Source organism: Mycoplasmopsis mustelae (assembly GCF_004365095.1).
Classification (GTDB): Bacteria; Bacillota_I; Bacilli_A; order Mycoplasmatales; family Metamycoplasmataceae; genus Mycoplasmopsis; species Mycoplasmopsis mustelae.
Window position 1 is genome coordinate 153,093 of sequence record NZ_SOCN01000001.1, and the last position, 14,398, is coordinate 167,490.

Genomic DNA, 14,398 nt, shown 5'->3' on the forward strand with positions numbered 1-14,398 from the left:
TTTTTAAAAAATGTATATAAATTTTACTATATTATTTTATTTAACATAATAAAAAATAAAAATTTTTAAAACTGAAATACACACTTTTTTAGCGTACTTTTTAGTTAATTTATGATTTAAATTTAATAATTTTTAAGTAAATTTTCTGTCAAATTTGTGTTTTATAAATTAAAAAAATAAGTTCTAATAAAAAATAAAAAATAAAAGCAGGAACAAATAATGGTAATATTTTTTCCTCAGAATTATCTCGATTTGAATATCTATCTACAAACGTATAAAGTGAATAACTGCTGAAAATTCCGTAAGTTATAAAGTTTCGATATGTTCCTTCACTTTCAAATAAAACTAGGGAAAGAATGGCCTTTCTATACATTGGAAAAAGAAAATTTTTATAGATAAAAAATTTTGTATATCCCAGAGATTTTCAATAATCAATTTTGCTTTGATCTATTTTATTAATTGTTTCCGAAAACTGCTTGCTCATAGACCTAAAAGTAAGAATTATTACCGATAAAACCAATGAAGTCGCAGGATTTAAAAATGAATTAAATAAAACATAAAAAACAATTACCGGAATGGATTTTAACAGGATAATGAAACTTTTAAAGATTATACTTATTTGAGATTGAATTAATTTCTCACTCATTAAAATTGCAAACCAAAATGCAAATACAAAACCTAAATAAATTGCTATATATGTCTGTTTAAAAATTTCTCAATAAATTAGGTAAATATCAGGTTTTGCTATAATCTCACTAAAATCGAAATAGAAAAGTACTTTAAGATGTGATATGAAACTATAAAAATCAGTTTTTATTTGTGATAATTCTAAAAAACTTATGATAACAATACTAAAATAGATGCTGAAAATTACTCAATTTATGATTTTTTTATAATTATATTTTCAACTTTTTGGTGTATTTTTATTACTATGTTTAATTTTTGGTGCAATAAATAAATATTTATTATAAAAAACTAAAATAAGTTCAAAAATAAAAACAAAGAAAACAATATATAAAACACTAATTCCTAAATATTGAAATTGATTTTTATATAAATTAAATAAAAAGCCAATTCCAAATACACCAACCGATCCTAAAATTGAATTTCAACGTATATTTGATTCTATCGCTAATAAAGAATTCATTAAAAATTTATTTTTGTGATTTAAAAAAATATTGATATAAAAACTTTTAAAATGAAACATCCCATTATTTATATCACGATAAAATTTATTTGTATCACTAGATTCAAAAATATCACAAAAATATCGTTGCAATCATAATCAAGTACTATATCAAAAAATCATAAAGGCTATCATTTCACCTCTATATGTGGCTTTGAAAATAGTAATAATCAAAATTATTGGGAGTGAACGAAGCACTAAAATAATAACTCTTAAAATTCAGGTTCACCAATTATGTTTTCATAAATTTAAAGCAGTGAAATATGCGCTAAAAAATGCTAAAATCAATCCAACAAAACTTCCGCTAAAAACTAATTTAATAGTGATTCACATTAATTCTAAATTTTTTATTCACAATGATTCGCCTTTAAATTGTGGATCGATGTTTACAAAAGAAAAAAGATTTTTTAAATGTTGATAAAATTGCTTTAAGCCTACTAAGGAAACTGAGAAATTTAAACTATATAAGAAATAACATAAAAAACTTAAAGATACTATAATTAAACATCATTTAATAAAATTGCGTTGAAAAATTTTATTAAAAAATCGTGTTTTATTCATAACAAACACTTTTGTCATGTTTTAATTTATATAGTTTAAAAATTTTATTATTTAGCAAACATAAGATATTTTTAAAATTTCATAATACGAAGTATAGACAAAAAGCAAAAACTTGTATTTTTTGCTTTTTTATTAAGAAACTATAAATAGTTCATAAATTAATATGATTAAAAACATCTTCAAAGAATAACATTATTTACCGATAGTATTTTTAATGACCCTTCAGAATTCTGTTTCTGCATTCTGTATAATTCTATATGAATTAAAACCAACTTTTGGTCCTCAAGGGTCGTTTTTCTTTGTTGAAAGTGCAATTAGTGCATTTGAAAGTTGTTTAATTGATTCATCGCTTAAATTTGAATTAAATAAACCAACATTATAAGGTAAGACATCCGTTACTGAAAAAATTTCTATTTTTTCATTTTTTCTTTTCACTTCAAATGCATCTTTATTTGCTTTAAATTTAGTGTAAGCATATGAACCTTCATTATCAAAGAATATGTGTTTATTTGAAAAATTAGGTTCATTCATTTGTTTTAATTTACCTTTAACAAAGCTATTTTTATAATTATTTGATGTTGCCAATTTGGCTAATGAAGTGAATTCTGAACCAAAATGTTTTTTAAGTAGAGCTTCAGGAAGAATATACTTAGACCCAGAGTCAGTATCTCCAAACACTATTCCGAATTTTATAAATTTCTTTAAATCTTTTTTATCTCAGGCATCTTTAATTTCAGTAATTTGTTGATCAGTTCCTACTAAAATTATCGCACCGCGTTGATATGGCACTAAAGACTCATTATAAAACGCTTCATAAATTGAACCATTTCATTTATTTCCAGCCGTTGTATCATCTCACTTATCGCGTGGAATACGGTGAAACAAATCATTTTCTGCTTTTGCAATTTTCCTTAAATCGTCATTTTCACTACCATCAGAATATCCGCCTTTTGATTGTTGAGAATTAAAATCATATTCAATATCACCATTAAATTGTTTGGTCAAAGTTTGTAATTTAATTTTTAAACCAGCGTTTAAAATATCAGTTTTTTTAGTCAATAAACTGCCTGCAGATACAAAGGCGACATCGGCGACATCTTTTTTAATCTCATCTGCATTGATAACATAATCATCAGTACTTTTAAAATTAATTTTAACTTTAAGTTTTGAACCTTGTGTAACTAATTGAGTATTGAGTTTGTTTTCAAAATCAACCTTCAAATTGCTAATTTCATTAGGTGATAAATCATAAGGTGACGTTAAATTAAGTTTAATAATATTACGATTTCTATTTTGTTGAGCGCACGAAACAGTAATAGCAAACGATAATGCCGTTACTGATATAATTGAAGTTGTTAATAGTTTTTTAAATTTCATTTTTTCTCCTACATATAATATAGGACAGAAAAAAATATACAAGAAAGACTCGCCACGCTAGCATTACCTAGATCGGCTAATAAGAGTATTTCTCAACCTGTAGTAACGTACTACAAGTACCTCTGTCCACATATTTATTATACTAAAATAATAAAATTTATAAAAAATAACAACTGTATATCAGTTGTTTTCATATCAAATAATTATTTTTGAATTCTATCGTTCAATGCAACAAAGTGTTTAACTTTTTCGCCTTTGTAAAAACCACAATATCTGCATGCCACGTGCTGTTCAATTAACTCAGAACAATTGGTGCATTTTACTAAATTTGGTAAATCTAAAGCACTATGTGTTTGTCTTTTGTGTTTACGTTGTTTAGATGTTTTACGTTTTGGTACAATAGCCACGGTTCCTCCTTTTGTGGTCTTTTTTTAAGAAATCGTTGATGATTTCAATAGCTTTTCAATTATATTAAAAATTATTTATTTTATAAATAAATTTAATATGAAATTTAAAATAACCATAATTAGGTAAAAATAATTATAATATGAATTATGAAATCTGTAAGCAAAAATATAAAAATAGGCATTGTTGTAGAATATAATCCTATGCATAATGGTCATATTTATCAATTAAATTGAATTAAAGAAAATTTTCCTGATAGCAAAATTATTATAGCAATGTCTGAAAAATATTCACAACGCGGCGAAATTATTTGCATACCTTTCTGAAAAAGAAAATTAATGGCTAAAAAATATGGTGTAAATAAGGTAATTAAGTTAAAAACAAAAATTTCTGCTCAAGCAGCACATATTTTTGCCTCCGAAGCAATTAAACTACTTTCAAAACAAAAGATTAATTACTTAGTTTTTGGTTCAGAAACTAGTGACATAAATATTTTTATACAAATTGCAAATATTATTAAAAATAATTCAAATTTGTATAATGAATTGGTTAAAAAATATCTAAAACAAAAAGGAAATAGTTTTCCTAAGGCTACAAGTTTAGCATTAAGTAAGCTTTGTGGATATCAAATTAATCAACCTAATGATATATTAGGCTTGGAGTATGTAAAAATCATTGTCAATAATAATTTAAATATCACACCAATTGTAATTAAAAGAACAATAGGATTTCACTCTGAAGAAATAAGCGGTAGTTTTGCTAGCGCGAGCAAATTAAGACAAATGTTAAAAAACAATTTAAACATTGAACAATATTCACCATTTAAACTAAATAAAATTAAACCAAAGTATTTAATTGAAAACACTTACCCAAAGTTTCAAAAAATAGTTTCTAAACTCTCAGCACAGGAAATAGCACAATTTCATATGGTTAATGAGGGGATAGAAAATTTATTTAAAAAAAATATAAATTTACCAAATTATGAGGCTTTTATAAATGCTTGTATAAGCAAAAGGTATACAGCAAGTCGCATAAAACGAACATATTTGTATGTTCTTTTAAAAATTAAAAAATATAATATTAACTAAAAAGTTTTGATATTGTATGGTTCTATATTTTGCAAACTAAAATCACTATTATTAACTAAAATTTGTTTTTTTGTTGTATCTATATATAATTTGACAAATAATAAATTTGAATCAAATAATTTTGATGTTATCTTGATACTAACACTGCGAGCTACCGGAAAGTGAAAGTAATAGGTTTTTTGTTCAATTTGTTTAATTATGAAGGTATTTAAAATATCATAATAATTAATTTGATATAGTGGATGCGTTTGTTCAATTTGTTGTTTTTGTTGAATGTAAACAAAACCAAAATCAATTGGTGAAAAACCAATAAGTTTAATCAACATTTTTATTTTATCTATTAAGTAAAAATATCCATATTTTTCAAATATAAAAAAATCTTGTAATGAAAAAACCGGAATATAAGAGGTTTTAAAACATTTTAAAATATCTTTTATAGTTAATAAAAAATTTGATGTAGTGATAAATTTATAAAAATATCCACTAAAAATACCACTAGATTCAAAATGTTTAAAATCTGCTATATTATCTTCATAAATATATAATTCAATATTATATTTAGTGGTGAAAAAACTAAGTGCTGATTTAGTGTTTTCGTATGATTTTAAACTATTTTCTTTTTTTGCTCCCTTTAATTCCGAAGCAATATTTTTTATTAATATCCCACTAATATTAAAAATTTTTCTAAGCTCAATGACTATTGTCTTGAGGTTTTCAACAATTAATTCGCCACCCATTGCAATTTCATTGACATCATATTTTTTTGTTGCTACCATATCATCCAAAATTATAAACTTAGTATTTGTAGCTGTTTTTTCTATTGTTTCATCATTTATTTCTATTTCTTGGCTTATTTTTTTTTGAATTACTTTTGGAATGTTAAAGATGTTCATAAAATCTAATTCACAAATAATTGAAATATTTACGAATGAATTAATTTCATTTATGAAATCTCTTAAAATATTTAGTTTTTTTTCTTTTTCTTTTTTATTTTCAACAGAAAATTTAGACATTTTATCTAAATATAAGAAATCTTGATTATAAAAATATAAATAAATATCAGGAATAACTAAAACAAATTTAGAACCGGAATCCTTAGTGTTTTTTAATTTCAAATATAGTTCTTGAAAATATTCATTATTTTTTTCTGAATTAGTTTTAGTGATAATATCAATGTCTAAAAAAATATAATGAGAATTATCAAAATTATGAGAAGTTTGTGACCAAGAATGTTTCAAATAATACATTAGCTCCTACCCCCTCACTTTTGAGTTGCAAATCTAATATAGCTAAATTAAGTAAAATATTTCTTATTTTTTCTATACCATATAATTTAATAATATTCAAAAATTTACGATATCTTCAATCTTGTAATTTTAATTTGAACATAATTTCGTTATCACTTAGCATCATTTTTTTGTATTGATAAATATTCTCAGTAATACTAAAAATATTAAAAATTTGAACTAGCAAAACCATTTCACTTTCCCCTTCTTTTATTCTTTCTACAAATTTACTAAATATTTTACCTAAATCTCCAGTTTCTAATGCATTTGACAATGCAAAAGGATTATTAATCCTATATTCAAAAACAAAATCATCAATTACTTTTATGTCAATTATTGAACTTGATTGGGTTATTTTATCAACTTCTTTTAAGATAATAGATAAATTATCAGGTAATTTTTCTAAAAGATAAATTAAGTCACTTTGTGAAATTTTACAATTTTTATTTTTTATATATTCTTTTATTTGTTCCCTTACTTGTAAACGACTTAGTTTTTCAAAGTTTAAACATTGAAAGGTATTTTTAATAAACTCAGTAAATTCATTCTTTGCATAGTTCGCTTGATTTAAAACAAAAATAACTTTATTTTTTAAAACTTTAGAAAATATTTTTTTAAACGTCTCTATGCTTTGCAAATTTTTTTCTGTTAATTTAGTTGTACTAAAGTAAGGAAGGTTATAAATTATAAATAATTTTTTTTCCTCAAATAGATTTTCAAACAAAATTTGTTCTAAAATTTCGTTAATTTCATAATTTTCACGATATATAAAAATATTTTCTTGATGAAAATCTTGTTTAAATTTATTTAATTCACGCTCTATAAAAAACTCTTCTTCACTATATAAAAAATACATAAAATTATTATAATAAATTATTTTTTTTAATATAACAACTTATTTATTCATTAAAACTTTCGCTTCTCTAAATTTGAAATAATACATAACTCCTAAGCAACTTTTATACAACATCACAACAATAATTTCTTTATTAAAAATAAAATCTAAATTTATAGCGATAACAAATTTTTTAAGAAGATAAATAATATTCATGATACTTGCCGATAATAAATATCCAATAATTGGGAATCAAAATAATATTAAAGATAACAATAAAATTACTTCATATATCAAACCAAATAATGGAGCAATAAAAATTGATAAAAGGTTAATTTGTTTACTTAAAAAACTTATAAATAACACAGAAATAAATCATAAAAAGAATGAAATATAAACTCTATCTTTAAACGTTTTGAAATTCTTGGTAAATAAAAGTAAATAACTTAATGAAAAAGTTATAAAAAGTCCTATACCAACATAATTTTGATTATTTATTAATAAACATATAAAAGCAATAAATAAGTATCTATTTTCATTTTTTGCAAAAATTTTCTTTTTTGGGATCGTTTTAAACATAAAAGCACGATTTACTGAAAAACTTCAACTACACACAAACCAATAAATTCATATAAAAACTGTTGCAATTCATTTATGTTTTTTAAAAATCCTTTCAAATACTGCATAAATAATATTAAAATGAAAACCACTAATAATCAAAATATGTAGAATACCTATTTCACTAACATCAGATAATAATTGAGATTCACCGTAAGTATAACCAAAAGTCATTGGTATAAGTGTTTGTTTATAACCATCATATCCTGAATAAAATTTAAAAAGTCAATGTCTAAAATCTCAATTAGTGAGTTCTGTAGTTTGTTTTATTATGATTTGATGTTTTTCTTTGTTTAAAATTCCTTGAATATTTAAAAATTGATACAAATGAAAATCTTGTTTTTGCAAATTAGTAACTGAAAATTTAAGATTAAAATAGTTTCTTACTTCTATTATCTTATTTTTTATTCCAATAACTTGAAAGTTTGCATTAATTTCTTTGTCATATCAAAATGTATAAAGTAAATTCTTAATTTGATAAAATAATAGCAATATTAGCAAAAACGAAATTATTCATATGATATATAGTCGCAAAAAGTAAATTTGAATACTAAAACAAACAACTCAAAAACCTAATAAATTTCAATTGAAATCATTTAACAATACATAAAAAACACTTATGATTAAGAATGCATTAAATGATGCTATTCTAGAATCAAAAAGGTTTTTAATTTTTCTATTGTTTTTGGGCCAATACCAGAAATTTTGGAAATATCGTTTCATGAAACCTGTTTCCCTTTTTGTTCTTTAAAATCAAAAATCTTTTTTGCATAACCTTTACCTATACCAAACAAAATTAATTGACTATCATCTCTAAGATCTTCTCAATTTAATTTATAGTCTTTAAATGGAACATAAATTTCTTTGTTTTCAACAGCCAAATCATCCAAATTAAATGCAGAGGTATCACCTTGTGGCATCACCTTATTAATAAAAAATAATTCACGATACGTTAGATGTTTCGCACTTTCATGCACTCCTGGATGCTTAAATGCCCCTTTTAAAATATAACGCTTAGATTTCGTAATTTCCTTCCTTTCGATGTTTTGAGTGGATTTTTGAAAAGTATAATATCCAACCGTTCCTATGATTGTAAAGAAGAAAATTATTAAAATAATGTATTTAAATATTTTTTGTTTCATACTTTGCTTATAAAAAAATTTTTAATACGAACATTTTATAAACCAAAAAAGAACTATTTTTTTAAATTTCTTATTTTTAAAGTAAAATTTCATTCGAAGGAGTTATATGTCATTAAAAGCGGGAATTGTCGGTTTACCAAACGTAGGTAAAAGTACTTTATTTAGTGCAATTACACGTAAACAAGTTGAAGCAAGCAACTATGCATTCACAACTATTGAACCTAATGTTTCGTCAGTTCCTTTAATAGATCCTAGATTAAAAGAAATCGCTAAATTAGTTAATCCAAAAAAAATAATTTGAGCAACTTTTGATTTTGTAGACATTGCCGGTTTAGTTCAAGGCGCATCCAAAGGTGAGGGTTTAGGAAATAAATTTTTAGCAAACATTCGAGAAGTTGACGCAATCATTCATGTAATTCGTTGTTTTTTAGATAAAAACATAATGCATGTTGCTAATTCAGTAGATCCAATTCGTGATAAAGATGTGATTAATACAGAACTAATTTTAGCTGATTTAGAAACGATAAACAACGTTTTAAATCGTGTTGCCAAAAAAGCAAAATCCGGTGATAAAGAAGCTCTAATTGAACAAAACGCAGCACTTAAAATTAAATTAGCTTTAGAACGAGAAATTCCTGTACGAGAAGTAGTTTTAGATGAAAGCGAATTAAAATATGTTAAAGGTTACCATCTTTTAACACATAAACCAATTATCTATGTCGCTAATTTAAGTAATGAACAACTTTTAAACCTATCAAACGATACAATGTTTAATAATTTAAAAGATTCATTAAAAGATTATGAAACAGTAATACCAATTTCGGTAAAAATTGAATCAGAATTAATTGAAATTGAAGATGAAAGCGAAAAAAACGAATTTTTACAAGCATACGGAATCACCACCAGTGGTTTAGATTTACTAACCAAACAAGCTTTTAATTTACTAAATCTAAAAACATATTTTACTGCAGGCGAAATGGAAGCTCGTGCTTGAGTATTTGTTAATGGTTGAAATGCTCCAAAATGTGCCGGAATCATTCATAGTGATTTTGAAAAAAAATTTATTAAAGCTGAAGTAATTTCTTATCAAGACTACATTAATTGCGGTGGTGAACTTGGTGCTAAAAACACAGGAAAAATGCGACAAGAAGGCAAATCATATATTATGCAAGATGGCGATGTCTGTCACTTTAAATTTGGTAAATAACCAAATTTTGGGGGTTTAGTATAGTGGTATTATGACAGTCTCCAAAACTGAGGATAAGGGTTCGATTCCTTTAACCCCCGCCAAATCAACATTGATCAAAGTTCCTATTTTTGGGAACTTTTTAATACTTTAAAATTATAAAATAGCCTTGTTTTAATTTTTTCTAAAATTTTGTTTCAAAAAAAAAAAAAAAAAAACTATAATTATTTTTTCTTTTTTGTAATAATAAAATTACATTTATTTATATTTTTAAACTTATTTATATGTAAGTTTAAAAGAAAGGAATTATGAAAACAAAGAAAAAATTATGATTCTTTATATCTTCGACATTGTCGCTTGCTACTGCTACTTCAGTAGCGGCCGCATGTGGAAACCAACAAACAAATACAAACAAAAATGTTAAAACAAATGATGAAGTTGTGAAATTAGTGTCAAAAGCACAAGTTACTACAAAAGTTGACTTAGCAGCAAATGGTATTAATTTAAAGAACTCAGTTGGAACAAGAACATTCTTATATCCAGCCGCTACTGCTGAAAACTATATGCATTCAGATGGTAGTTTTACATTTGGCTTACACGAAAAACCATTAACAAATGCAACCGGTGAATGAACAGCTTTTGCAATTAAAGTTAAAGAACAAAATGATAATACACCAGTAGAACCATTATCAATCAAAAAAGCTACAGCAACTGCCGACACAACTAAAGATCCTTTAAAACATGAACCACGTTTATTTTTCACTTTTGACGCTACACATAACAATGCATTAGATGTAGATTCATTCTATACTTTTGAGTTCTATAAAAATGATGGAAGCGAAAGAATTGTTTATTCAAATGAAAACATTCAAAACAAAAAAAATATCTTCTCTACAAAGATTTTAAATGATCAAACAATAGATCCAACCAAATATGGTGTTCAAGCAAATACTGCAGCGGTTCAAAAAATCGAATTTTTACATCCGGCCGCTAGAGATGAAAATTATTTAGCAAAAAGTGATGGTAGTTTTACATTCGGACTTCACGCACAACCATTAGTAGGTGTTACCGGTGAATGAGTTGCAATAGCAACCGAAGTTAGAGGTTTAGATGATAATACCTTAAAACCAAATGGTCAAATTGTTAAAGCTGAAGCAACAGCTGACGAAACACAAGATCCAACAAAATCTGGTGAATATCGTCTATTCTTTACTTTTGATGCAACAAATAAAAACGCATTAAATAAAGATAGCTTTTACACATTTACATTTTTCAAAAAAGATGGTAGTCAAAAAATTGTTTACTCTGAAGCAAACATTAAAGGAAGTAAAAATACATTCTCTACAAAACCAATAGATAAAGCACAAAAAGTAAAACCTACCCCAAAAACAGTTCAACCAACAAATACCCCAAAAACTACTAATCAACCTACAACAACAACCCAACCATCAACACCAGCAGCTTAATAAGCTTATAAAAAATAATCCTCACAAAGGATTATTTTTTATAATGTCAAATCACAAAACGCGCCCTATTACTTAAATCATTAAGAATTTCTAAATCATAAAACTTTTTTTGTTCCTTTCATCAATTTAAATGTAAAGGATTAATTTCAAAAAAAACTTTTGCTGTATTTTTCAAATACGTTGGCGCTTGTTTTAAAATTTGTTTATAAAAATATAAACCATCATCATTAGCAAATAACGCTAAATGTGGTTCAAAATCTAAAACTGAATGATCTAACTGCTCATTAAAAGAAATATAAGGCGGATTACATACTATAATATCATATTTATTATTTATATTTTCGAATAAATCAGATTGAATAACATTAACATTTAATTTATTATTTTTTGCATTAAGTTTAGATTGCAAAACGCTATGCAACGAAATATCCGATAAGTCTAAACACGAATTAAAAAAGTGTTTTTTAAGCGCTAAACCAATAAAACCAGAACCACAACATAAATCTAATATTTTTAATTTTGCATCTTTAGTATAAGCATCAAAAACCAAATATATTAATTCTTCTGTTTCATATCTTGGAATTAAGACATCAAAACTTAAATCAATAAGAACGCCAGCCATTTCTATATAACCTATAATTTTTTGTACCGGCATTCCTTTTTTTAATAATTTTTTTTCAAAAGAAGATACGGTTTGTTTAAGACCATATCTTCTTTTTTCAAGTAGCAAATTTTCTACTGTCGGCATTAAATTCCTGCTTCTTTAATTTTTTCATTTTGTTCTTCTGCTAATAGAGCATCAATAATAGTATTTAGTTTGCCTTCCATCACCGGAAATAAAGAAGTTGAATAACTAATACGATGGTCAGTAACGCGATCTTGTGGATAATTATAAGTACGAATTTTTTCGGCACGAGCACCCGAACCAGCTAACTTGCGAAACGCAGATTCTTCTTCTTGTTTCTTTTTAATTTCTATATCATATAATTTTGATTTTAAAATCCGCATTGCTATTTCTTTATTTTGAATTTGACTTTTTCCCTCTTGACAAGATACTACAATTCCTGAAGAAAAGTGTGTAATACGAACTGCCGAATCAGTAGTATTGACTGATTGTCCACCATTTCCGCTAGAACGAAAAACATCGATACGAATATCTTCATTTTTTACTTCAATTTCTACATCATCATCAATTTCAGGCATAACAGTAACTGTTGCAGTAGAGGTATGTACTCTACCCTTTGTTTCAGTAACCGGAATACGTTGCACACGATGTACTCCGGATTCAAATTTAAGTTTTGAATATGGTTTTTCGCCTTTAACAGCAAAAGTAACTAATGTAAAACCACCAGCTTCAGCAGTTATAGAATCTAATAAAGTTGTTTTCATATTATTTTGTGCACATCATTTTGAATACATACGATATAAATCACCGGCAAAAATATTGGCTTCATCTCCACCTGCGGCACCACGGATTTCAACGATAACATCACGGTCGTCATTTTCGTCTTTTGGCAAAATTAAAACCTTTAATTTTTTAGTTAATTCATACATTGTGTTCTCTACATCTTGAATTTCTTGTTTTGCAAATGATAATAAATCTTCATCCTTTTCAATATTTAAGATTTCTTTAGCTTGTTTTTGGTTTTCTTCAGCTAATAAATATTGATTAAAAGTCATTACAATTTCCTTAATTGAATTGATTTCTTTATTAATTTTATTGTACTTTTTAATATCAGAGATAACATCAGGTTTCAATAAAGCATTCTCTAATTCTTCATATTTTTGTTTGATTTGATAAAGTGATTTATACATTGTTTGTTCCATAGTATTTTTATTTTATCACAAAAAAGCAGTTTCTTTTTGATTAAGAAAACTGCTTTTTTAATTTTTTAGATACTTATCCGGAATATCATTTAAACTAATATGACAATAACCATTAGGATTCTTTAATAAGTAATTTTGATGATATTCTTCAGCCCTTGTATCATCATAAACATCCATAATCTCAATGTAATTATTACGCTGTTGTTGCTTTTGAAAAACATCATTTAAAAATTGAAATTCATTACGTAATTCTAAATCACGACTATAAATTCCAATGCGATATTGAACACCTTTATCATTCCCCTGTTTATTTAATGAATATGGGTTAATAATATTTAAAAATAATTCAAAAATGTTTTTAGGTGTCAAAACTACGTCATCATAAATAATTCTCACTGCCTCTACATGCGATGAACTATCACAAACTTCACGATAACTCACACCTTCAAAACCACCATTAAGATAATGCACACTTGTTTCTAAAACACCTTTTATTCTTTGAAAATAAGCCTGCACACCCCAGAAACAACCACCAGCTAAATAAATTTCTTTTTTCATTTTCTTCCTTTCTTAGCATATATAATTAAATATTAACAAATTTTAAAACAAAATTTCTAAATTTTTATCCTAAAATCTTCTTGATATGTCAAGTTAATTAACTGAAATAAATTAACTTTTTATTTAACAGATCAAAACATATATAATATAAACATCATATATATTATTTTAGGAAAAATTATGACTAAAAAACAAAAACATAAGATAATCAAGATTTCGCTTTATGGCTTTGCATTTACTGCTATTGCGACCTCAATATCTGCTGCAATAGCAGTACCAACTTACAATTTAAAACTAGTTGATTCTTTTACGCCAGAAGAAATTAAATTTCGAGCATATAACAAGCAATATATTGACTTAAAAAGGGAGATCGGAAAAGATAAAAATGAAAAAACTTTTATCTTTAATTTAGATGAGCGCAAAAATCAAATGTTAAAAAATAATGATTTAACTAACGAACAAAAATTTCAACAATTTGAACTTATTATTAACGAAATTAAAAAAGAAATAAATATTAAAGAGCAAAAAAAGGTTGAAAATTATTTACAAAATTTTGGTCAAGATGTTAAAGAGCAAACCGATTTTATGCAAAATTTCAAAAAACAAATCCAAGAATATTATGCAAAAAAAATTAAAGAAATGTTAGATAACACCACACAATTAGAAAATATTTATAAAATTCTTGCACAATTAAATCAAATATTTAAAAATATCCCTGCGGCAACAAAGAAGAATCCTAATGTTGAGAAATATCAACAAAAATGAAATCAAAACAAAGATAACTTATCTGAAATTCAACAAATTTGAAAAGAAATACAGGCATTTATTTAAACATTAATCAAAAATACCTAATCCATTAATTA

General features: G+C 25.2%; 14 protein-coding genes, 1 tRNA gene and 1 riboswitch. Of the genes, 5 read left to right on the plus strand and 10 right to left on the minus strand.

The window, feature by feature from the left end; translation table 4 throughout:
* Nucleotides 1-109 precede the first annotated feature (109 nt).
* The 3 genes from BCF59_RS00595 to rpmF all read right to left on the minus strand — a co-directional run bounded on the left by BCF59_RS00595 (nt 110) and on the right by rpmF (nt 3,531).
* Nucleotides 110-1,543 carry an ABC transporter permease family protein gene (locus BCF59_RS00595; protein WP_134110187.1) on the minus strand — a complete coding sequence of 478 codons (1,434 nt, stop codon included), beginning with the start codon at nt 1,541-1,543 and terminating at the stop codon, nt 110-112.
* Between the two features lie 396 nt (nt 1,544-1,939).
* Nucleotides 1,940-3,124, minus strand: coding sequence for an ABC transporter thiamine pyrophosphate-binding lipoprotein p37/Cypl (gene cypl, locus BCF59_RS00600; protein ID WP_134110190.1), 1,185 nt, complete (start codon nt 3,122-3,124; stop codon nt 1,940-1,942).
* 32 nt (nt 3,125-3,156) lie between these two features.
* Nucleotides 3,157-3,258, minus strand: a riboswitch (TPP riboswitch).
* 69 nt (nt 3,259-3,327) lie between these two features.
* Nucleotides 3,328-3,531, minus strand: a complete 204-nt coding sequence (gene rpmF / locus BCF59_RS00605) for a 50S ribosomal protein L32 (protein ID WP_134110193.1) — start codon at nt 3,529-3,531, stop codon at nt 3,328-3,330.
* Between the two features lie 147 nt (nt 3,532-3,678).
* On the opposite strand from rpmF, the gene BCF59_RS00610 reads away from it, so the two are divergent.
* On the plus strand, nt 3,679-4,617 hold the full coding sequence (locus tag BCF59_RS00610; RefSeq protein ID WP_134110196.1) for a nucleotidyltransferase: 939 nt from the start codon (nt 3,679-3,681) through the stop codon (nt 4,615-4,617).
* On the opposite strand, the gene BCF59_RS00615 is transcribed toward BCF59_RS00610, so the two are convergent.
* From BCF59_RS00615 to BCF59_RS00630, 4 genes are all read right to left on the minus strand, one after another.
* Nucleotides 4,614-5,864, minus strand: coding sequence for a hypothetical protein (locus BCF59_RS00615; RefSeq protein WP_134110199.1), 1,251 nt, complete (start codon nt 5,862-5,864; stop codon nt 4,614-4,616). The genes BCF59_RS00610 and BCF59_RS00615 overlap by 4 nt on opposite strands.
* Entirely contained in the window at nt 5,824-6,759 is a 936-nt protein-coding gene (gene holA / locus BCF59_RS00620; RefSeq protein ID WP_134110202.1) for a DNA polymerase III subunit delta, read from the minus strand. Before holA ends, BCF59_RS00615 begins: the two co-directional genes overlap by 41 nt.
* Before the next feature lie 39 nt (nt 6,760-6,798).
* Nucleotides 6,799-7,857 carry a ComEC/Rec2 family competence protein gene (locus BCF59_RS00625; RefSeq protein WP_134110205.1) on the minus strand — a complete coding sequence of 353 codons (1,059 nt, stop codon included), beginning with the start codon at nt 7,855-7,857 and terminating at the stop codon, nt 6,799-6,801.
* A gap of 143 nt (nt 7,858-8,000) precedes the next feature.
* Nucleotides 8,001-8,498 carry an MAG0490 family ComEA-like DNA-binding protein gene (locus BCF59_RS00630; protein ID WP_134110208.1) on the minus strand — a complete coding sequence of 166 codons (498 nt, stop codon included), beginning with the start codon at nt 8,496-8,498 and terminating at the stop codon, nt 8,001-8,003.
* Between the two features lie 106 nt (nt 8,499-8,604).
* On the opposite strand from BCF59_RS00630, the gene ychF reads away from it, so the two are divergent.
* From ychF to BCF59_RS00645, 3 genes are all read left to right on the plus strand, one after another.
* Nucleotides 8,605-9,705, plus strand: a complete 1,101-nt coding sequence (gene ychF, locus BCF59_RS00635; protein WP_134110211.1) for a redox-regulated ATPase YchF — start codon at nt 8,605-8,607, stop codon at nt 9,703-9,705.
* 9 nt (nt 9,706-9,714) lie between these two features.
* Nucleotides 9,715-9,788 (plus strand) — tRNA-Trp (locus tag BCF59_RS00640).
* A 204-nt stretch (nt 9,789-9,992) separates the two neighbouring features.
* Nucleotides 9,993-11,150, plus strand: coding sequence for a Vmc-like lipoprotein signal peptide domain-containing protein (locus tag BCF59_RS00645; protein WP_134110214.1), 1,158 nt, complete (start codon nt 9,993-9,995; stop codon nt 11,148-11,150).
* 31 nt (nt 11,151-11,181) lie between these two features.
* On the opposite strand, the gene prmC is transcribed toward BCF59_RS00645, so the two are convergent.
* From prmC to msrA, 3 genes are read right to left on the minus strand one after another with little or no spacing between them, the layout of a single operon-like run.
* Entirely contained in the window at nt 11,182-11,898 is a 717-nt protein-coding gene (prmC, locus tag BCF59_RS00650; protein ID WP_134110217.1) for a peptide chain release factor N(5)-glutamine methyltransferase, read from the minus strand.
* Complete coding sequence (gene prfA / locus BCF59_RS00655; protein ID WP_134110220.1) at nt 11,898-12,977, minus strand: peptide chain release factor 1; 1,080 nt, start codon at nt 12,975-12,977, stop codon at nt 11,898-11,900. The genes prmC and prfA overlap by 1 nt, the downstream gene beginning before the upstream one ends.
* 57 nt (nt 12,978-13,034) lie before the next feature.
* Nucleotides 13,035-13,535, minus strand: coding sequence for a peptide-methionine (S)-S-oxide reductase MsrA (msrA, locus tag BCF59_RS00660; protein WP_134110223.1), 501 nt, complete (start codon nt 13,533-13,535; stop codon nt 13,035-13,037).
* Between the two features lie 180 nt (nt 13,536-13,715).
* On the opposite strand from msrA, the gene BCF59_RS00665 reads away from it, so the two are divergent.
* Nucleotides 13,716-14,366 carry a hypothetical protein gene (locus BCF59_RS00665; RefSeq protein WP_134110226.1) on the plus strand — a complete coding sequence of 217 codons (651 nt, stop codon included), beginning with the start codon at nt 13,716-13,718 and terminating at the stop codon, nt 14,364-14,366.
* The last annotated feature ends 32 nt before the right edge of the window (nt 14,367-14,398 follow it).